Here is a 20842-nt window from a genome sequence, read left to right on the forward strand (position 1 = left end):
CGAGAACGCCATGGCCGGGCTAATTCCCCAGAGCTTCATTGACGACCTTCTGAACCGCACCGACATCGTCGATGTGGTCAGCTCGCGCCTGCAACTGAAAAAGGCCGGCAAGAACCACACCGCCTGCTGCCCGTTCCACAAAGAAAAGACTCCGTCGTTCAGCGTCAGCCCCGACAAGCAGTTTTATTACTGCTTCGGCTGCGGCGCTGGCGGCAACGCCCTCGGCTTCATCATGGACCACGACAATCTGGATTTCGTCCAGGCTGTCGAAGAACTGGCCAAAGCCGCCGGCATGGAAATCCCCCGCGAAGAAAGCGGCCGCCCGCACAAACCGCGACAGCCGACCGATTCGCCGCTGTATCCGCTACTCAGCGCCGCTGCCGACTTTTATCGCCAGGCTCTGAAAAGCCATCCATCACGCAAGGCCGCCGTGAATTACCTGAAAGGGCGCGGACTGACCGGCGAAATCGCCCGGGACTTCGGTCTCGGTTTTGCCCCACCTGGCTGGGACAACCTGTTCAAGCATTTGAGTAGCGATACCCTGCAACAAAAAGCCATGATCGATGCCGGCCTGCTGATCGAGAATGCCGAAAGCGGCAAACGCTACGACCGCTTCCGCGACCGCGTGATGTTCCCGATCCGCGACAGTCGCGGGCGCGTCATCGCCTTCGGTGGCCGGGTATTGGGCGACGACAAGCCGAAATACCTGAACTCCCCGGAAACCCCGGTTTTCCATAAAGGCCAGGAACTCTACGGCCTGTACGAAGCGCGCAAGACCAACCGCAACCTCGACGAGATCATCGTCGTCGAGGGCTACATGGACGTCATTGCCCTGGCCCAGCAAGGCCTGCGCAATGCCGTCGCGACCCTGGGCACCGCCACCAGCGAGGAACACCTCAAGCGGCTGTTTCGCGTCGTGCCCAGCGTATTGTTCTGCTTCGACGGCGACCAGGCCGGCCGCAATGCGGCATGGCGGGCGCTGGAGGCGACACTCTCGAGCCTGCAGGACGGTCGCCGCGCACGCTTTCTGTTCCTGCCTGAAGGCGAGGACCCGGACACCCTGGTCCGCTCCGAAGGCACCGATGCCTTCCGCGCACGCATCAACCAGCACGCGCAGCCTCTGGCCGATTACTTCTTCCAGCAACTGACGGAAGAAGCCGACCCGCGCTCGCTTGAGGGCAAGGCCCATATGGCCACCCTCGCCGCGCCGTTGATCGACAAAGTCCCCGGTGCCAACCTGCGTACCCTGATGCGCCAGCGCCTGAGTGAAATCACCGGCCTGAGCGGCGAAGCGGTGAGCCAGCTGGCACAAAGCGCCCCGCAAGAAGCACCGCCGGCCTACGACCCGGGCATCGATTACGACGCGATGCCTGATTACAGCGACTATCATCAGCCGCAGGCACAGGAAATGTATGTGCCGCAGCAGGAATGGACGCCGAAGAAACCCGGTGCAGGAGGCAAGAAATGGGACAAGAAACCGTGGGACAAGAATGGCAAACGGGGCGGTGATCGCGATCAACCCCGAGCGCCACGGGTGCCCGCCGCCGTAGAACCGCCGACCCTCGCCGCCTTGCGCACATTGCTGCATCACCCGCAACTGGCCGAAAAAGTCGAGGATGCCGGACACTTCGCCGCCGAGGATCACACCAACACACAATTGCTGGTGGCGCTGCTCGAAGCTGTGCAGAAGAATCCCAAGCTAAACTCAATTCAACTGATTGCGCGTTGGCACGGTACAGAACAAGGCCGATTGCTCAAGGCCCTGGCGGAAAAGGAATGGCTGATTGATGGAGATAACCTTGAACAACAGTTTTTTGACACCATTACTAGCTTGTCAGCCCGCCAACGCGAGCGAAACCTGGAACAACTTCTTAGAAAAGCACGTCAAAGCGAATTGACCAGCGAAGAGAAAAATCAACTGCGCGACCTCTTGAGTCGCAATGTTTCCGCAACAAACCCGACCTCAACTGGCGCGTGAGGTCATAGCTCAGGTATAATCCTCGGCTTGTTTTTTGCCCGCCAAGACCTTCAGTGGATAGGGTGTTATGTCCGGAAAAGCGCAACAGCAGTCTCGTATCAAAGAGTTGATCACCCTTGGTCGTGAGCAGGGCTACCTGACTTACGCGGAGGTCAACGACCACCTGCCGGAGGATATTTCAGATCCGGAACAGGTGGAAGACATCATCCGCATGATCAATGACATGGGGATCAACGTATTCGAGGTTGCGCCAGATAAGGATTCCCTTATGCTGGCCGACGCCGATACCGACGAAGCCGCAGCCGAAGAGGCCGCTGCAGCGTTGGCTGCGGTCGAGACCGACATTGGTCGCACTACCGACCCGGTGCGCATGTACATGCGCGAAATGGGTACGGTCGAGCTCCTCACACGCGAAGGCGAAATCGAAATCGCCAAGCGTATTGAAGAGGGCATCCGTGAAGTGATGAGCGCAATCGCGCACTTCCCTGGCACGGTTGATCATATTCTCTCCGAGTACACCCGCGTCACCACCGAAGGTGGCCGCCTGTCTGACGTCCTGAGCGGTTATATCGACCCGGACGACGGCATCGCGCCGCCTGCGGCAGAAGTGCCGCCGCCGATTGACGCGAAAGCCGTCAAGGCGGATGACGATTCCGACGACGAAGACGGTGAAGCCTCGGATGACGAGGAAGAAGCCGAAAGCGGTCCGGATCCGATCATCGCCGCCCAGCGTTTTGGCGCTGTGGCCGATCAGATGGAGATCACCCGCAAGGCGCTGAAAAAGCATGGTCGTAACAATAAGGCAACGATTGCCGAGTTGCTGGCCCTGGCCGACCTGTTCATGCCGATCAAACTGGTGCCGAAGCAATTCGAAGCCCTGGTCGAGCGTGTTCGCAGCGCCCTGGATCGCCTGCGTCAACAAGAGCGCGCAATCATGCAGCTCTGCGTTCGTGATGCGCGCATGCCGCGTGCAGACTTCCTGCGCCAGTTCCCGGGCAACGAAGTCGACGAAAGCTGGAGTGATGCCCTGGCCAAAGGCAAAAGCAAATACGCTGAAGCCATTGGCCGCCTGCAGCCGGACATTGTCCGTTGCCAGCAGAAGCTGACCGCGCTGGAAACCGAAACCGGTTTGACGATCGCCGAGATCAAGGACATCAACCGTCGCATGTCGATCGGTGAGGCCAAGGCCCGCCGCGCGAAGAAAGAGATGGTCGAAGCCAACTTGCGTCTGGTGATCTCGATCGCCAAGAAGTACACCAACCGTGGCCTGCAGTTCCTCGATCTGATCCAGGAAGGCAACATCGGTTTGATGAAAGCGGTAGACAAGTTCGAATACCGCCGCGGCTACAAATTCTCGACTTATGCCACCTGGTGGATCCGTCAGGCGATCACTCGCTCGATCGCCGACCAGGCCCGCACCATCCGTATTCCGGTGCACATGATCGAGACGATCAACAAGCTCAACCGCATTTCCCGCCAGATGCTGCAGGAAATGGGTCGTGAACCGACCCCGGAAGAGCTGGGCGAACGCATGGAAATGCCTGAGGACAAGATCCGCAAGGTGTTGAAGATCGCTAAAGAGCCGATCTCCATGGAAACCCCGATCGGTGATGACGAAGACTCCCACCTGGGTGACTTCATCGAAGACTCGACCATGCAGTCGCCAATCGATGTCGCAACCGTTGAGAGCCTTAAAGAAGCGACTCGCGAAGTACTGTCCGGCCTCACTGCCCGTGAAGCCAAGGTACTGCGCATGCGCTTCGGTATCGACATGAATACCGACCACACCCTCGAAGAGGTTGGTAAGCAGTTCGACGTGACCCGTGAGCGGATTCGTCAGATTGAAGCCAAGGCGCTGCGCAAGCTGCGCCACCCGACGAGAAGCGAGCATCTGCGCTCCTTCCTCGACGAGTGATACCAGAACCCCCGGCCCAGGCCGGGGGTTTTGTTTTATGGCAGATTAATATCTCAGCACCTCCCCCTCCTCCCTGTAGCCCGTCTACACTCGAAACATTCCCCAGAGCCATAACGAGACCGTTATGCCCAGACTGCCGACCGTGCTTTTTTTGCTGTCGCTGATGACCTGGACCGCAACGGCTGGCGCGCTGACTCTCACTGAGGATGAACGTAGCTGGCTGGCGGCTCACCCGGACTTGCGCCTGGGGGTCGATGCGTCGTGGCCGCCTTTCGAGTTTCGTGACGATGAGGGCCGCTACCAGGGTCTTGCCGCGGATTACATCGAGATCATCCGCAAAAGGCTGGCAACCCGGCTCACACCCATCGAACCGGTGAGCTGGACCGCCGTCCTGGAACAAGCCAAAAAGGGCAAACTGGACCTGCTGCCAGGCATCATGTCGACCCCGGAACGCCAGAAATACCTGTCGTTCACCCGCCCCTATCTGGATTTTCCGATTGTCATCCTGGCCCATGTCGGGGGCCCCCAGCCACATAACCTGCAAGACCTGTACGGCCTGAAAATCGCCGTGGTGGAAAACTACGCCCCCCACGAACTGCTGCGCAGCCACCATCCCGACTTGAACCTGGTGGCGATGCCCAACGTCAGCTCGGCGCTACAGGCGCTGGCCACCGACGCAGTGGACGCCGTGGTGGGCGATCTGGCTTCCAGCGTCTGGAGCCTGCGCCAACTCAAGCTCGACGGGTTGTATGTCAGCGGTGAAACCCCCTATCGCTATCAACTGGCCATGGCTGTACCCCGCGACAACAAGATGCTGGTCGGCATTCTCGACAAAGTCCTGGCGGACATGAGCCCCGCCGAAATCAGCGCCATTCAGGAACATTGGGTCGGTAACGTCCTCGATCATCGACCTTTCTGGAATGATCTGTTGGTGTATGGCCTGCCCGGATTGCTGCTGCTGACTACCGTGCTGGTGGTGGTTATCCGCATCAACCGCCGCTTGAGCTCGGAAATCACCCGCCGTGTCGACCTTGAACAGGAACTGCGTAGCAGCGAATACCACTACCGTGGCCTGGTGGAGAGCCTGTCGGCCATCGCCTGGGAAGCAAAAGTCACCGACTTCACCTACAGCTATGTATCGCCCCACGCCGAGGATCTTCTCGGTTATCCCCTGTCCCACTGGCTGATTCCGGGCTTCTGGCGCAACATCATTCACCCCGCCGACCTTATCCGCGCCCAGACCTTCTGCGATCACGAAGTGCTGGCCGGGCGCGATCACCGCCTCGATTACCGTGTGATCACCGCCGACGGCCGCTGCCTGTGGGTGCGCGATATCGTCAGCCTGATCGAACACGGGCATGAGCCGGTGTTGCGCGGGTTAATGATCGATATCACCGACGCCAAGCGCACCGAGGAAGCGCTGCGCCTGTCGGAACAGAAATTTGCATCCGTGTTCCAGCAATGCCCGGACATTCTGGTGATTGCGCGCCTGAGCGACGGTTGCCTGCTGGAAGTCAACGAAGCGTTCGAAGAACAGATCGGCCTCAAGGCCGAGGACGTCATTGGCCAGACCGCCACCAACCTGAACATCTGGGGGATTCCCGGTGTTGGGCCGGGCCTGTTGCAACGCTTGCAGGCCGGCAGCATCCGCAACCTGGAAATGCCCTTTCGTCGCAGCAGCGGCCAGGTGTTTACCGGCCTGATCTCCGCCGAACCGTTCAACCTCGACATGACACCGGCGCTGGTGGTCGTGGTGCGGGACATCACCCAGCTCAAGGAAACCCAGCAACAGCTGCAAACTTCCGAAGAGAAATTCGCCAAGGCCTTCCACGCCTCCCCCGACGGCTTGCTGCTGTCGCGGCAAAGCGATGGCTTGCTGCTGGAGGTCAACGAGGGTTTTAGCCGCATCACCGGGTTCAACAGCGCCATGTCGGTGGATCGTTCGGCGCTTGACCTGGGAATCTGGGTCAACCTCAATGAACGCAAGCAAATGCTCGACCTGCTGCACCGCGACGGTTTTGTCCGCGACTTCAGCTGCCACATCCGCCGCAGCGACGGGCAGATCCGCCTCTGTGAAGTGTCCAGCCGTCCTCTGCCGATTGGCGATGAAGACTGCATGCTAACCATCGCCCGGGACATCACCGATCGGCACCTGATGCAGGAAAAACTGCAACAGGCCGCCACCGTGTTCGAAAGCACCGCCGAAGGCGTGTTGATCACCGATACCCAACAGCACATCAGCGCGGTCAACCGTGCGTTCACCGAAATCACCGGTTACAGCGAAAACGAAGCCCTGGGCCACACGCCGCGCCTGCTCGCCTCGGGCCTGCATGACAGCGCGTTCTACGCGGCCATGTGGCATCAATTGACCGCCGAAGGTCATTGGCAGGGCGAGATTTCCAATCGGCGCAAGAATGGCGAGCTGTATCCAAGCTGGCTGACCATCAGTGCCGTGCGCAACCACGACAAGTTCATCACCCATTTTGTCGCGGTGTTCGCCGACATTTCCAGCCTCAAGCATGCACAGGCCAAACTCGACTACCAGGCGCACCACGACCCGCTGACCGGCCTGCCGAACCGCACGCTGTTCGAAAGCCGCTTGCTGACGGCGCTCAACAGCCAGCAGGAAAACGGCGGTCAGGGCGCCGTGCTGTTCCTCGACCTTGACCGCTTCAAACACATCAACGACAGCCTTGGCCACCCGGTCGGCGACCTGCTGCTCAAAGGCATTGCCGTACGTCTCAAGGAGCAATTGCGTGACATCGACACCGTGGCGCGCCTGGGTGGTGACGAATTCATCATCCTGCTGCCGGGTCTGCAACAATCCAGCGATGCCGACCACATCGCCACCAAACTGCTCAATTGTTTCGCCGCGCCGTTCCAGGCCGGTGAACACGAGTTTTTCATCAGCGCCAGTATCGGCACCAGCCTCTATCCGAAGGATGGCTGCGACGTTGCCACACTGATCAAGAACGCCGACGCCGCGATGTACCGTTCCAAGGCCAAGGGCCGCAATCGTGTCGAAAGCTACACCCGCGACCTCACCGCCCAGGCCAGCGAACGTGTAGCGCTGGAACACGAACTGCGCCGCGCCATCGAACGCAACGAGTTGCACCTGTGCTACCAACCGAAAATCAGCCTCGTGGACTACAGCCTGGTCGGCGCCGAAGCCCTGATCCGCTGGCGCCATCCGACCTTTGGCGACGTGCCGCGGGAACACTTCATCCCGTTGGCTGAAGAAAACGGCATGATCCTGCAACTCGGCGACTGGGTCCTGGAAACCGCCTGCCGGCAAATGGCTGAATGGCATCGGCTGTACGACAATCCCGGCCCGCTGTCGGTCAACCTTGCCGGCGCCCAATTGCGCCAACCCACTCTGCTGGGCCGTATCGAACAGTTGCTCAAGGACAACGGCCTCAATCCCGGTTTCCTGCAACTGGAAATCACCGAAAACTTCATCATGAGCCAGGCCGAGGAAGCGCTGGCGGTGCTGCATCAACTCAAACAACTGGGCGTGCAACTGGCCATTGATGACTTCGGTACCGGTTACTCGTCCCTGAGCTACCTCAAGCGTCTGCCACTGGACATCCTCAAGATCGACCAGTCTTTCGTCCGCGGCCTGCCGGACGATCCCCACGATGCAGCGATCGTACGCGCCATCATCGCGCTCGGGCGCAGCATGCAATTCACCGTGATTGCCGAAGGGGTCGAGACCCTGGCGCAACAGCAATTCCTCGCTGCCGAGGGCTGTGAACAAATCCAGGGCTACATCGTCAGCCTGCCCCTGCCCCCGGACGAATTTGCCGCGACGTTTCTTCGTACAACCGTAATGGCTTTTTCGGATGGCACAGTAGCGAAACCGTCGTTATAATCCGCGGCCTACTGAGGGCCTATAGCTCAGTTGGTTAGAGCAGAGGACTCATAATCCTTTGGTCCACGGTTCAAGTCCGTGTGGGCCCACCATATGAATCAAGGCCTGCAGCTCAGCTGCAGATTTTGACGCCATAATCAGATGTTCCCGAGGTACAGTTTCGGTACAGTCCGTACCGACCGTCCTCGGAGAACCGTATGGCAACCCTCGTAAAAACCCCCTCTGGCACATGGAAGGCAGTCATTCGTAAGAATGGTTGGCCGACAACATCCAAAACCTTCCGTACCAAGCGTGACGCTGAAGATTGGTCGCGCCGAACCGAAGACGAAATGGTTAGAGGCGCGTATATCCAGCGCAGCGGCTCCGAGCGTACGACGCTCGAGGCGGCACTCAAACGCTATCTGAGCGACGTCACCCCCACCAAGAAGCCCACAACCCAACGTGGCGAAATTTCTAAAGCCAAGAAAATCACCGAGCATCTGGGTAAATACTCTTTAGCCGCCCTTTCCGCTGAGATCATCGCAGGCTATCGCGACAAACGACTGAATGAACCTGGCCGCGATGGAAACATCAGCAACAACACAGTGCGCCTTGAGCTGGCACTGTTGAGCCACCTGTACACCGTTGCCATTCAGGAATGGGGATTAGGACTTACGTTCAATCCAGTACTAAACATTCGCAAGCCGAGCCCGGGCGACGGTCGTGACCGACGATTATCACCGGACGAAGAACGGCGCTTGCTCGCCGCAGTTAATGGACACAGCAATCCTATGCTGGGATGGATTGTGCGCATCGCCTTAGAAACAGGTATGCGGTCGTCCGAGATCTCCTCACTGCGTCGACCACAGGTGGATCTGGCAAAACGCGTTATACGCCTCTCAGACACAAAGAATGATGCTTCACGAACCGTGCCCTTAAGCAAACGGGCCACAGAAGCACTACAAGCCGCGATGAATAACCCAATACGCCCAATTGACTGCAACCTGGTTTTCTTTGGGGAACCCGGAAAGGACGGGAAACGCAGGCCATACGCATTTTCCAAAATCTGGGGACAGCTAAAGAAGAAGCTTAAGTTACCTGACTTTAGGTTTCACGATTTGCGCCACGAAGCTGTCAGTCGACTGGTCGAGGGAGGCTTGTCTGACCAAGAGGTGTCTGCGATCAGCGGGCATAAATCGATGCAGATGCTCAAGCGGTACACCCATCTTCGGGCAGAGGATTTGGTCAGTAAGCTAGATCAAATTGGATTCAGCTCAGATAAACAGGGCTAAAAAAAGATTTCGCATGCGGAATCTTTTTCTACCCGTCCCAGGAAAACAAAAAACAGATCTAGCTACTCCAAAATCTACAGGAACAGGTCAGTTTGAGTTTTTTTCAAATATCAGAGGCTAGGCAAGTGTGAAAGGGGAGATATGGATCACTAGCTACCCACTATTAGGGTATCTACGAGCCAAATCAGGTATTGCCATATGTCCGCCCCCACTCCAAAAATCGAACAGCAGTTACTCGACAGGTATGGCCCGCTCCTGACATTGGATCAGCTAGCCGAAGTGCTTCATCGCTCTCCAAAAGGTCTGTCGTTCACCCTAGCAAGACCTGGGACTCTTTCAGATCGGATTAATGGAGCACGCATCAAACTAGGAAGGCGTGTTTACTTTCGCACTAGTGATATTGCGACCACGCTAGTCTAGCGGCCTCCACATGAGTTCGAGTAAACCCTACAACAGCCGGGAAGCCATATTCCTGCGAGCAGCTGCAGCCAAAGCTCGCCGTTCTGATAGCGCCGGAATTACTGTAACGCCCCCAGCAAGCGTACCAATCTACCTTCCTGGTTTAGAAAGTTTTATGAGAGCTATGCCCAACCATATCGCACGATCTAGCCTGTTTGCGCCAATCGCACTAGGTAAAAAAGCAATGCACAAAGGCACTGTAATGATCAGCCGCAGCGACGCTGAGATACGGTTTTGGGGCGAACAACTGGATGAGGGCCATGCCGATATTTGGATGCAGATCATGTATTTGGCCAGCAAGAAACCACTGGGTGAGCCTATGATCATAAATCGTGCTGAACTGCTGCGTTCCATGGGTCGCGACACCGGTAACAGTCAATATAAATGGCTAAAAAACAGCATGGAGTCACTCACTTTAGCAATGCTTGTTATTGAGGTGCACACCAAAGGCAAATCTAAGTTAGCTATTGGAAAAACCAAAGCATTTCACTTCATCAATAGTTTTGATTATGACGACGAGGTAGGCGCGTACATCTTGCGAATAGATCCGAGATGGATACGCATGTATGAGAATAAAGAGTACGCGTTGATTGACTGGGAAAAACGAATGCAAATAAGACGCGCACAGGATATGGCGAAATCGATTCAGAGGCTCGTGGCGACTTCGAAGGACACCACTCAGCGCTATCAAATTGGCTGGTTAAAAGACAAGCTTGGATACGGCGGGAGGATAGATGCCTTCAAGACCGCCTTGATACGCGCAATGAATGAGCTTGAGCGGGTGGACATCATCAGCAATAGCAGGATTGAGCTCAGTACTAAAGGTATTCTCCAGGCGACTTGGTCAAAGCATTAGCATCGGCATAGCATCGCGCATGGGGCATTTGTCATTGGGCTTCAGCGCACCCAAACCTGCCTGCCCCGCCATTCTTTACTCTCTAAGCATGATGAAGGCCCGCAAGAGCGTTTCGTATCGGCATAGCGTCGCACCAGGTATCGGCATAGCATCGCGCTTTATCGGCATAGGGGCGCATTTCGTCGGCATAGCATCGCATAGCCCAGCCTGGAAGCCTCTAGTTATAGGGCTTCCAGGGCATCAATCCGCTCTCTACCTTCTTCTACCTTCTTCTACCGCATTTCCAAGCAGCAAAAAACGCCTAGATCACGGACGCCATCGATTGCGTGTGCCGCCTCATGATTTCCTCAATTCTAGACAGCTGATCGAGAAAGCCTTGCTTTGGATCGTAATATTCCGGCCATTCTGGCAATGGAATCTTGTATTTACGCGGCAACGCAGACTACAAAATAGTTCATGCGCTTTCACACAGCCTGGACCCAAAGCAGACCGTTGCCCCGCTGCTGGTGTACAAGCAGTGGTGTAACAACGCGGTCTGAAGGTCCAATCAGGTGTTACCTCCGGTAAAGCAGTCTTCATGGACTCTAACTACTCGGAGTTGCCAAATCACCCGAGACACCATCTCCACCCAACTCTTCGAACTTCAAAAATCTACGAAGTCATGAGGAGTGAACATCTGCAATGGCCCGATGATGGAACCATCCCGAAGCATGCTGATCCCACTGTAAAGATCCTTGATTGGGTCAACTTCCGGCACATTATCCAGCAAAGAGCTATCTCCGCGGGATACTCCCACCAGATGCTTGAACACTGAATAATCGATACCCACAAATGTCCCGGTGTGGAGCCCCAGTCTGAACGGATCAGAGCTGTGTCGGACAATGCGATTATCAACGAACTCGATCAAGGGCTGACCTGTAGCTCCTGCGTGATAGCCGCCCACAAATAACCTGTGACTACCTTTGAAGGCAAGCTTCCAGACAACCCCAAAAATCCGGATCTCGTTATCCAAGGGGAGCAATCGCCTGATGGCGTGAGCCAGGAGTGGCTGGTCGAGCTTCATCAGTACATCAGCATAGTGACTAGCAGCGACTTGCGTGGAGAGACGGCGCGCTGTTTGTGGTGATATCGGCTCTCGACCTTCTGTGCTTGGGTCTTCCGCATATAGTTTGCTCTTGACCCTTGGTTTTGACTCGGTTGCGAACCGGGTGGCCACGATATGGCCTTTTACTTTGACAGGGGTACCCGTTTCGTCCAGCACCCTTACCCTGGTGAACTGCTGTCGCCAACTCCCAAACTCTTTGGTCCCGAAGCCTACTGGCGCGTAGCGGCCTTTCGCCTCTGCAAGCACAACTGAACCTGATCCATCACTGCACAGATAATCCGGTATATCTCCTGGTAGGGCACGCTGTACGGCAAAGCCATGGAAATCCGGTTTGTTAGCACCAATCAGGCTATCCATATGCGCGAAGTATTTGATACCCAGATGCTCGTGCAAAAACCAGCGGCAGAAAGCTTGCCCCATCTCACTGGACTTGGACCGCTTTGCATTGGTTGATGCCCCCACACCTTCACCTTGAAAGCGAAGGTCCTCGCTCGGCATCAAAAATCTCAGGTGCTCAAACTGAGCAGGATCTGGAGACGGTGGTTCGGTACCTAAGGTGTCAAGGTAGTAATGATGGTACAGACCTGCGAGGTCTACATCGATGACCTCTTTTGTCTTCCCAATGCCAGCTCCTTGAAGCGAACTGGGGATTGGTTTGTATTGGCTGAGTGCCAGGTGCAGCGATCTCTTCATGAAACCCTCTCGGACCATCCTGAGTAATTCTTTCGCGTACGCCTCAGCGCTATGCGTCTACTGCCCACCCGGCACTCGCACTGTCAAAAAACACGACGTCGACATCGCCAAGGTGATCTCTGAGAGCTCGGTATACCCCGTCGCAATAGCGCTGGTTGCCTGCATAAACCGAACATGCAACACGGGTCACATTCGCTCGGCCAAGTCGTTGGAGTAAGTGCACTTCCTGCTCCCCCAATCCCCATCCTAAGATGGTGAGGCTTCCGGCCAACGAGGGGATGACCTCTCGATACACAGTTGAGAGGTAGTAACTGCTCTGAATGGCCGACAGTTTTTGTGTCGCTGTGCCTTCGCTCACAAAGAGAGGGACGTAACGCTCGCTGTTCCAGGTATCTAGAATCGACTCGAGAAGCCCCGCGCCACGGTCATGAATTTTGCGTTCGTTTTCCACAAAGTCACGGCACAGCGCCAAGCTGCCGTGAGGGTAGAAAACCAGTGTATTTGTCCGCTCCCGAAAGGGCTCTCTAAAGCGTGCCCAGTCATCATCGAACTGCCCGTTTACGAAACAGTCTTTGAATAGATGCTGGTCCGGCACGTCTAGTCCGTATGTCATCGTCCAGTACACAAGGAGGTCGTAATTCAGCGACAGCACGGTACTGAACTGCTTCAGGAAGCGGTACATGCTTGGCAGGCGGGCTACCACTTCACCGTGATCTGGGTGCACTGCGCGCACTGTTTCAATGAGCGCTCGTCGAACGTCCTGGTAAACCCGATGCGTGAGGTCATCAGGAATGGTGAGTGCAGCATTGACCTTGGTCGCGTGCCAAACAAGCCTCAGCACTAGTTCAAAATCCACGGTTTCGAACGACCTGAAGAGTTCCTCGACCTCCGCGGTGAACAGGTTAAGCCTGCGTGCTTCCCCCAAGAGAGACCGGTAATCGAAGCCTGAATCGACTGCGATACTTGCACCGTTGCCGATGAGAGCAGTCCCCCGCTCAAAGTCGCCCGCAATATCTTCCCAACGATGAATTTCGAATGGCATGTGTCCTTCCTTGGCGCCCTGTCTTTCTAGACCGAGCTCCGTGTTTGATTTCGAGGCGCAGTTTCATAACACATACTTGTATTTGTTGAAATGGCACTTAGCTATCCTCATGCCTCGGATAACGCCCGCTTGCTATACGAACAACCCATTGCCCGGAATGCCGACGCTCATGGTTGTGCAGGGTGATCGAAAGGCTTATTGGCCGATAGCCGCCAAGCCTTGACCGTCTGTTATTGGCCGTTCTCGCCGATCATGATTACAAGCCGTTCTGGTCAAATCCGATGCAATTGGTGTTCAGAACAAATGCAAATGACTGGTCAGGTCGAATGCAAGCGAGTGGTCAAGCGGAGTGCAATTTCGCACTACGCCCCTCATCCGGCCTGATACACGTTATTTGCTCTGTATGAGGCGTTTCCCGATCCCTGATTTGAATCAGGAGAAATGAGGGGTGCCTTCGGCCATTTCGGGGAAGATGGAGGGTTTCTGAGGGAAATAGGTAGCAACCGTGGTTTCCCCACGTTGAACACTGGGGGAGAAATGGGGGTGTAATGAGGTGTGCGTCAGGGGCACTCAGGGCATTTCGGGATAAGAGGTGGGGGCTTCGGGGATAGACTGACGCAGCTTTTAGCTTCGCGTCACTACAGCTCGGTAGTGACGCGAAGCGTAGGGCCGCATAGCGGCCCCAGTCGGCTCGCGATATGAGCCGACAGCAGCCCTTTCGAATTTAGAAAAAAATGCTGCGACTCAGGCTGGAAGCGGAGTTATTTAGTGATCCGATCATCCCAGCTTGGACAGACAGGCCGCCGCATGTAGATTCCGCCAAAGGCAGTAATCCCTAAAATGACCAAGTATGTCTACGGGATTTCCAGCCCTCATTTTCACTTTGACACTGTCTACTTTTGAGCTAATTTGCTCAGTGACAGCCAAGTGATGGCTTATGAATTCTCATCATCAGCACCCAAGGCCTCTCGCTATTTCTTGAGACCCCGCTGATGAGAGATGGCACGTCGATCAGCCTTTCTGATCACGTGCCGTCGCCAAGTCGCTCACCCGCTACTGCAGGTGTACGACACGGCAACATCGATCGGATTGGTAACCGACCTGATGTGCTTCATCACCCGACAGCCAAGTCGTAAACCGGACCAATCAGTAGATGGCTCAACTGCTGATTTGGGATGTAGAGCAAACGTCCAGCTCCGGACTTAAAACTGAGTCGTGCCCACCGCGAAAATAGGCGTGATTAGACCAGGGATCTAATCAGTAATGGGCAGACTCTTCGGAGCAAGTCCTCCCGGCGCAGCATGGCGCTCGGGTTCCCGTCCACCAACCAGAATTGGTTGGATTGTCGATCCATGCTCGACGAGATTGCGGCCTAAAACCGCGCACAGCTGATGGCGGCTGCAGCTACTCCTCCGGGATCAAGCGCCTGCCTATCGTTACCGCAATTCCCCCGGGATATGCCGTATCGATGCCCAACTGGGCCGCCTGTGGAAACGCCGTTCCGCTCCTGAGCGAAAGCTCAGCTCCCCCCGATTTTTCGGCTGGGGACAGGGACAAACACTTACCGAAATTTGGCGTTTCGAACTCGACGATAACTTGTGGATTCCCGACAAAGGATGGGATGAACTATGAACAAACTGGCGTGGGATTTCTCCCAACAGCAACGGCATAACCGTGACGGATCTTATTCAACCCAGGCAGCGCGGGCAGCAACGCTGAGATTGAGCGCCAAGCAACTGCGCGACTTGGGATATCGGAATCTACGCTCCGAAACGGTTGGGCAGCGACATCTCAAGGCGCTCGTAGCCCATTGGCAGGAAAGCGGCATCAGCCCCGGGGTCCTAAAAAACCGGATGAGTCATCTGCGCTGGGCGCTCGAAAAAGCCGGTCGTAGTGGTGTTGCACGGATCACTAATGATGAGCTGGGCATCGCTCGGCGCACCTATGTCGCCCAGGAAAGCAAAGGCCGCGATTTGCCAGCGGCCAATCTCGAAAAAATCACTGACCAACATGTCCGTCAGAGTCTGCGCCTGCAGGCTGCATTCGGTCTGCGTCGAGAAGAAGCGATCAAGTTCATTGCTGCGGTCGCCGACAAGGGAGATCGAATCGAACTGAAAGCTTCCTGGACAAAAGGCGGCAAGCCCAGATCCATCCCGGTTCGAACACTGCTCCAACGGACGGTGTTGGACGAACTCAGAGCGTTTGCGGGTAATGCCAGCCTTATTCCTGCACACCTTAACTATCGGCAACAACTGAAGCGCTACGAAGATCAGCTTCGTGCGGCTGGACTTACTCGTATGCACGGGCTGCGCCACCGCTATGCACAACAGCGTTATTTGGATCTCACCGGTAAACAAGCCCCTGCGGTAAGGGCCTCAGTTGAGCGTATCGAACAAGGTCAACTGATCGGCGGGGCTGAGCCTGGTTGGCTAGGCCGGGTCGGAGCAATACCTTCGCTCACAGACTCGACCCACGCGGGTTTGAGCGATCGCGAAGCGCGCCAGCTCATCTCGCTGGAGCTCGGTCACGAACGAATTTCGATCACCAACGTTTACCTCGGATCAAGTAAATAAGTCGATCACACCATGGGTGAATTTCTAGGGCCTATTTTGGCTGGCACCCACATTTACGGTGAGATTTACTGCCTAGCAGGACATCAAAAGGACAGCTTGATATGCGTGATAGCAAAAGTATGTGCCCTTCTCCCAGCAAGAAAAAATGCAGAGACACGCCAGCGCAAAAAATCGCCCGCCTGTTCGAACGCCTCAAGAAAGGCGATGCCGATTCCTCGGTAATGAACACCTGCGGCAATCAAGCGGTAGGAAGAAAAATCAGAGTTCTTCGAATTGTGGGGATGGGCATGGTAGTTGGTCTTTGTGGCTGGCTGGCCCGGTATGGCATCGATCAGGTTCCCTACATTGGGCACGCCCCTGGGCTGCTGTTAGGTACCTTGTTGCTCGTTTGGCTTGCTCCCAAGACAAAAACCAACGACGACAGGAGCCAATAACAATGGGTGCCGACTCGCTGGCTGGCCTTGAATGGCTGTTCGCATTGTTTGACGGCGCACTCGACTTCTTGATTGTCGCAACTGCGCCTTTTTTTTCTGCTATCGGTAAAGCCATCAATGCATGGCTGCCAGCAGTCGGCTTCATCGCTCTGATTACCGTACTTGTTCGTTTGTCTACCGATGGTCCTTTCAAAGCAATTTTCAGCACAGCGGCGATTTTTGTAGTCATTACCTATGGCCTCAGCCCGACCACCATGACGTTGACGGGCGGCTCTACGATTGAGGCGACTCATGGCCAGCGGATAGCCTATTCCCTTGTGATGTCACTCAATAGAACCCTGAATGCGGCGCTTAGCAACACCATGGCGGAGATGCACGTTGACGGTGCCTTCATACCGACCTCTGCGTTGATTCAATACAGCGTTGAGCGTTCGGCGAATCAGTATGCCAATAGCGATTTGGCAAGGCTCATTCGTGACTACAACGAGCAATGCTCACCATCCACGCGTGCAATTAAAGACTCTGCCGACGGCACCTCAATAGAGGCCTACCATGCCGTTGGCCTATTGGGTGGTGGCGGACTGGGCATACCGGATGAAAAGGTCAGCCGGATCGCGCAGATGAAAATCGCTGGCCAAGGTGCGAAAGAGATCATCGGCAGCATGCCTTGGTCGCAGATGCAAACAATGCAAAACATGGCCAACAGCATCTTGGATGCTGGCTCGGTACGAGATCGCCGAGCAGAGGGAATCCGCGCCTTAGAGAAAGAGTCGAAACCGTTTGTAACCACCAGAGCCTATGCGCTTCCCTCTAGGGAATATTGGACGGCGATCGCTTCTGGCAACTCAGAATCCAAACCCAGCTTCTTGAAGATAAGTGATGCTCCTGCCGAGCTAGCGACGAAGATGATAAACAATGTCGCCGCTTGGCAACCTGAGGAAGGAGGCAAGGAAGCTGCATTAGGCTACACCCCAAAAAACTGCGTCGAGGCTTACCAAGTCGCCCAATTTGCCGCCGAGCAAGCCTACAACGGGCTAGTAGAAACCGGCAGCGTGAAAGCCTCCGGTGGACAAAACACCGATAGCGACACAGGCGTGTTAGCCGCTCAAAAAGCATGGATGCGTGTCCAACAGGCTACGTTTGCGGGCGGTGAAAAAGCACCTCCCAGCGGCCTGAACGCCATCGTCTCTGGAACAATGTCTACTTGGCAGATGGGAAAAAACGCGGTCGCATGGCTCGAGCTGCAAACGTTACTTCCGATGTTTGTGGCAGCGATGGCTGGCATATTTTGGCTTGTCTTCATCACCGGACCAATTGCGTTTCTCCTATCTCCTTTGCGCGGCCTTCACAGCTTGACGAGTTGGATCTCGATGCTGATCTTTCCCGTGCTGTGCATTCTTTTCGCTCATCTCATCGCCGTTAGCTCGTCGGTAGTAATGAGCAGCGCGGCTCTTGCCCAAGCCGCATCTGCGGCAGGCTGGCAGGGTGGTGGAGCCGACATCGACATGGTGTACGGCATGATTCAGATGGTTTTTGGTGTGCTGTTACTAACTGCGACCTGGCTTGCCACCAAACTCACCGGAGTTAGTGTCACAGCAATACTCGGTGCCGCTCGCTCTCAAGCGGTGACGGCACCTCAAGCGATGAAGGCAACGGCAGACTTGGTCGCGTCGGTTGCTGGACATAAAAAGGCTGCACTTAACTTCGCCGCCCAAGCTGCTCCGTCCGGGAAAAACAACGGTGGAGATGGAGGTGGTGGTGGTGGTGGGAACAGCATCAGAGGCCACGCGGTTGTTTTTGATCAAGCAGCACGGCAGAACACTCAAGGCTCAGGCCGAGGCAATTACAGCGGACCAAGCTTGAATCCTAAGCGACCGAGTTTCGACAGCGCGCGTCCGGCGAGCAACGCCAACAAGTTCGCCCAGGGACGGACCCCGCGCAGCCAGAAAACGAGGCCATCGAAAGACCAAGATGATCAGACCTAATTTTGGATTGTGTACTCGTCACGCCCTGATTTCAGATCCCAAGATCGGAAATACGAAATAGCTACTGGCACACAAAACTCTCAGTAACGATGCGGCTTCTAGCTATCTATTGAGAAGCAATCATGGGCCTGACATTTGACGACTATCTAACTGCGAATTGGACCGAAACCTGGGATGCCCCACTAGATCTTCGATACGTGTTTGATGCGCTCGCGCCATGGCCTGGGTTGTGTTGGGTTTTGCGTGGCGACCCGGAGCATCTGCGCCCTCAGCTGAGTGGCATCCCTGCGTTTGACTGGCAGGAACAGACACCCATTGAGGTACGGCTGGTAGAAACACCCGAGATTGATGTTTTCACTTTCGCTTTGGTTTTGGCTGAACTGAACAAGCGAAATCGACTAGATGCGCGGCTGGAGGAGATACACCTGTGCTGGTACCAACGCTTGGTGGAACAACTTCCGGCTGCCACCGTCTCTTACGTTGGGAGCGCCTGACATGAGCTCGACTCAAATTCGCGTTGTTTGGTTGGCCACCTTGCTCTTGAGCATACCGCTGATAGCTGCCGTGCCGGTCTGGCCGGGTTTTCTAACAGGCCAACTGGCCTGGGGATCGCTGGCACTCCTCACGACTGCAACTGCCATATTCGCCTTGCAGAGCAGGCAGGAAAAGCAATTAGCTAAAGAGCTGTTCAGTGTCCTCATCGGCCTAGGAATCGGCCTGATCGCATCGCAGATTTTTATCCACAGATAGGATCTATAGACATGAGACGAGCCAGAAATCCCCTTCGAGCAGTAGCCTTACTCTCCCCTGACAAGACAGCTCGCGAAGCCTTATTACTGGCTTTAGGCGAGACGATAGATGAGGCTCAACAAGCCGTTTCAAGCTCAAGCTGGAGCCTCGTACTCGAATCGGGCTTTCTTCAATTGGAACCGGCGCTGACTGTCAGTAGCCGGTTGGTTGACACCGACGCCGTTGAGAATTATGCAATCCGTGCCATAGCATTAATGACGAATCATGGGCCCGTTCGTGACTGTCTGCTGCACATCTTGGCAGAAACACAAGAGGTCGCTAGACAACAACTGCTGGATAGCTGTTGGGGTGGATGCCTGTCATCAGATGTGTCCGTGCAACGAGCGAGATTCGCCCGTGAATTTGACCTATCGGAGGTGATGTGAAGAGCTTCACACACGCCACTGATGGCTTATTGACATGATCTAAAATTCCAATACAGTGGCTCCATGCAGCGTCAGTAGAGCACTGGAAGGAGCGTTCCACTCAAGAAATGAAAGGGTGCCCAGGCTGCTGGATGAGGGGGAGGCGGATCTACGGACTGCCTCCCCTCGCCTTTTGTGGATTAAAAAAGTCCAGAGTCAACCTCGGGAAATGATCTGAAAAAAGTTGCATAGAGCTTCTGGCACGGATGAGCTGGGCTGAGCATTCACTACTCAGTAAATCAATGGAGAAGGAAAAATGCCTCTAAAGAACATGATGTGGGTAGGTTTAGTTTCATCCACGGTCATGCTTAGCGGTTGTGGAAACAACTACAACGGTGTGTATCGAGCAATGGACGGGATCATCGGTCCCATGATCGTACTTTCGATAAATGGTAGTGAAGCTAAGGCTACAAGAATCGACCCCTTTCGCAAACTCATCCTGAGTGAAGACACGTTTAGTGCTAAAAACAAAGACGGAAAACTTCTTATAACTAATGTCAAAGGTAAGACATTCGTCTTTGTTCGTGCCTTGGATGAAAAAAATCTGGACTGTCTTAACTGTGGATTGGGCACCGGCTTTCCCAACAGTTGGCAGTACTTCACCTCGCCAAAATAGCGACCCAACTGACATTCAATTGAAAGATGCGTTAAAAGGAGACTTACGTTGAAATTAGTGAATTTCGCTATAATTACTTTCGTTGCTACATCTATTGCGCATGCGGGCGAGGCAACTTTCGATGCAGATGGTGCCTATAAATATCGATCCTATGCCCCTCTCATGGACATGACTTTGCTAATCAAGGATAACGGCGCTCATCTCATTGAAAGCTCCCCAACGGGCACTCGAGAGACTGATTTTGAGGTCGAGTATCCTGAGGGAGCAAAATATCTCTATTTGAATGATGCGCAGGGGCAGCACTTCGCAAGTTTTGCCGAAGCAAAACCCTTGTATCACGCCCTGGTAGGCTCAGGATGGGGGAAAGTGCCAAATGTAGTCGGCAATGGACTGTGGACTAAGGGGATTGTTGTCGGCCAAGCAGAGGATTGCTGCGGAGAGAATGGTCCGAAGGAAGGGGTATACGAAGCGACTGGATACAACCTTGATCGGTTCGAATTGAAAATTGGGAAAGAAGGGAATGGCTCCATTATTTGGTCGAACGCCGATCGAGGGAAGTTCGTCATTTTCGAAGGGCGTCGCAAAGGCTCCTCATTAATCTGGACCGAGGTTTACACCGAAAACAATGTTAGAAAGTACGGTCAGACATTAGCATTCGATGGGACCGATCCGAAAAAATTGACCTGCCTCGACTGCACCCTGCAAGGTCGAAAACTACCGCAATCATGGGTATATCAACAGTCTTTTGGAAACAGATGACATTGTGACGGGCTAAAAAGTCTAAAGACGTTTATTGCTTGATTAGTCAACTTTTGAATGGACCAACCGAC

Annotated in this window: 14 protein-coding genes and 1 tRNA gene; 13 read left to right on the forward strand and 2 right to left on the reverse strand. The window is 55.0% G+C overall.

Annotated features, from left to right (window positions below; all coding sequences use genetic code 11):
• Positions 1 to 10: 10 nt before the first annotated feature.
• From dnaG to trfA, 6 genes are all read left to right on the forward strand, one after another.
• A complete protein-coding gene (gene dnaG / locus AB4Z35_RS04485) occupies positions 11 to 1978 on the forward strand; it encodes a DNA primase (protein WP_442096155.1) in 1968 nt (655 codons plus the stop codon).
• Positions 1979 to 2045: 67 nt separating this feature from the next.
• Positions 2046 to 3893, forward strand: coding sequence for an RNA polymerase sigma factor RpoD (rpoD, locus tag AB4Z35_RS04490; RefSeq protein ID WP_007993193.1), 1848 nt, complete (start codon positions 2046 to 2048; stop codon positions 3891 to 3893).
• Positions 3894 to 4017: 124 nt separating this feature from the next.
• Positions 4018 to 7764, forward strand: coding sequence for a bifunctional diguanylate cyclase/phosphodiesterase (locus AB4Z35_RS04495; RefSeq protein ID WP_442096156.1), 3747 nt, complete (start codon positions 4018 to 4020; stop codon positions 7762 to 7764).
• Positions 7765 to 7779: 15 nt separating this feature from the next.
• Positions 7780 to 7856, forward strand: a tRNA-Ile gene (locus AB4Z35_RS04500).
• Positions 7857 to 7961: 105 nt separating this feature from the next.
• The gene (locus AB4Z35_RS04505) at positions 7962 to 9035 is read left to right on the forward strand and encodes a site-specific integrase (RefSeq protein ID WP_442096157.1); all 1074 of its coding nucleotides are present in this window, start codon (positions 7962 to 7964) and stop codon (positions 9033 to 9035) included.
• A gap of 430 nt (positions 9036 to 9465) precedes the next feature.
• Positions 9466 to 10350, forward strand: a complete 885-nt coding sequence (gene trfA, locus AB4Z35_RS04510) for a plasmid replication initiator TrfA (RefSeq protein ID WP_442096158.1) — start codon at positions 9466 to 9468, stop codon at positions 10348 to 10350.
• Positions 10351 to 10993: 643 nt separating this feature from the next.
• Here trfA and AB4Z35_RS04515 read toward each other — a convergent pair.
• Together AB4Z35_RS04515 and AB4Z35_RS04520 are read right to left on the reverse strand one after the other, a co-directional pair.
• Positions 10994 to 12148 (reverse strand): hypothetical protein, encoded by a 1155-nt coding sequence (locus AB4Z35_RS04515; RefSeq protein ID WP_442096159.1) that lies wholly within the window; start codon positions 12146 to 12148, stop codon positions 10994 to 10996.
• Between the two features lie 49 nt (positions 12149 to 12197).
• The gene (locus tag AB4Z35_RS04520; RefSeq protein ID WP_442096160.1) at positions 12198 to 13190 is read right to left on the reverse strand and encodes a DUF4917 family protein; all 993 of its coding nucleotides are present in this window, start codon (positions 13188 to 13190) and stop codon (positions 12198 to 12200) included.
• Positions 13191 to 14818: 1628 nt separating this feature from the next.
• On the opposite strand from AB4Z35_RS04520, the gene AB4Z35_RS04525 reads away from it, so the two are divergent.
• The 7 genes from AB4Z35_RS04525 to AB4Z35_RS04555 all read left to right on the forward strand — a co-directional run bounded on the left by AB4Z35_RS04525 (position 14819) and on the right by AB4Z35_RS04555 (position 20771).
• A complete protein-coding gene (locus tag AB4Z35_RS04525) occupies positions 14819 to 15763 on the forward strand; it encodes a phage integrase N-terminal domain-containing protein (RefSeq protein ID WP_442096161.1) in 945 nt (314 codons plus the stop codon).
• A 101-nt stretch (positions 15764 to 15864) separates the two neighbouring features.
• Positions 15865 to 16197, forward strand: coding sequence for a hypothetical protein (locus AB4Z35_RS04530; RefSeq protein ID WP_442096162.1), 333 nt, complete (start codon positions 15865 to 15867; stop codon positions 16195 to 16197).
• A gap of 2 nt (positions 16198 to 16199) precedes the next feature.
• Positions 16200 to 18182, forward strand: coding sequence for a hypothetical protein (locus AB4Z35_RS04535; protein WP_442096163.1), 1983 nt, complete (start codon positions 16200 to 16202; stop codon positions 18180 to 18182).
• A gap of 122 nt (positions 18183 to 18304) precedes the next feature.
• The gene (locus AB4Z35_RS04540; RefSeq protein WP_442096164.1) at positions 18305 to 18676 is read left to right on the forward strand and encodes a hypothetical protein; all 372 of its coding nucleotides are present in this window, start codon (positions 18305 to 18307) and stop codon (positions 18674 to 18676) included.
• A 1-nt stretch (position 18677) separates the two neighbouring features.
• Entirely contained in the window at positions 18678 to 18932 is a 255-nt protein-coding gene (locus AB4Z35_RS04545; RefSeq protein ID WP_442096165.1) for a hypothetical protein, read from the forward strand.
• A 720-nt stretch (positions 18933 to 19652) separates the two neighbouring features.
• Positions 19653 to 20012, forward strand: coding sequence for a hypothetical protein (locus AB4Z35_RS04550; protein ID WP_442096166.1), 360 nt, complete (start codon positions 19653 to 19655; stop codon positions 20010 to 20012).
• A 48-nt stretch (positions 20013 to 20060) separates the two neighbouring features.
• A complete protein-coding gene (locus AB4Z35_RS04555) occupies positions 20061 to 20771 on the forward strand; it encodes a hypothetical protein (protein ID WP_442096167.1) in 711 nt (236 codons plus the stop codon).
• Positions 20772 to 20842 lie beyond the last annotated feature (71 nt).

It is taken from the genome of Pseudomonas sp. KB_15 (assembly GCF_052114525.1).
Classification (GTDB): domain Bacteria; phylum Pseudomonadota; class Gammaproteobacteria; order Pseudomonadales; family Pseudomonadaceae; genus Aquipseudomonas.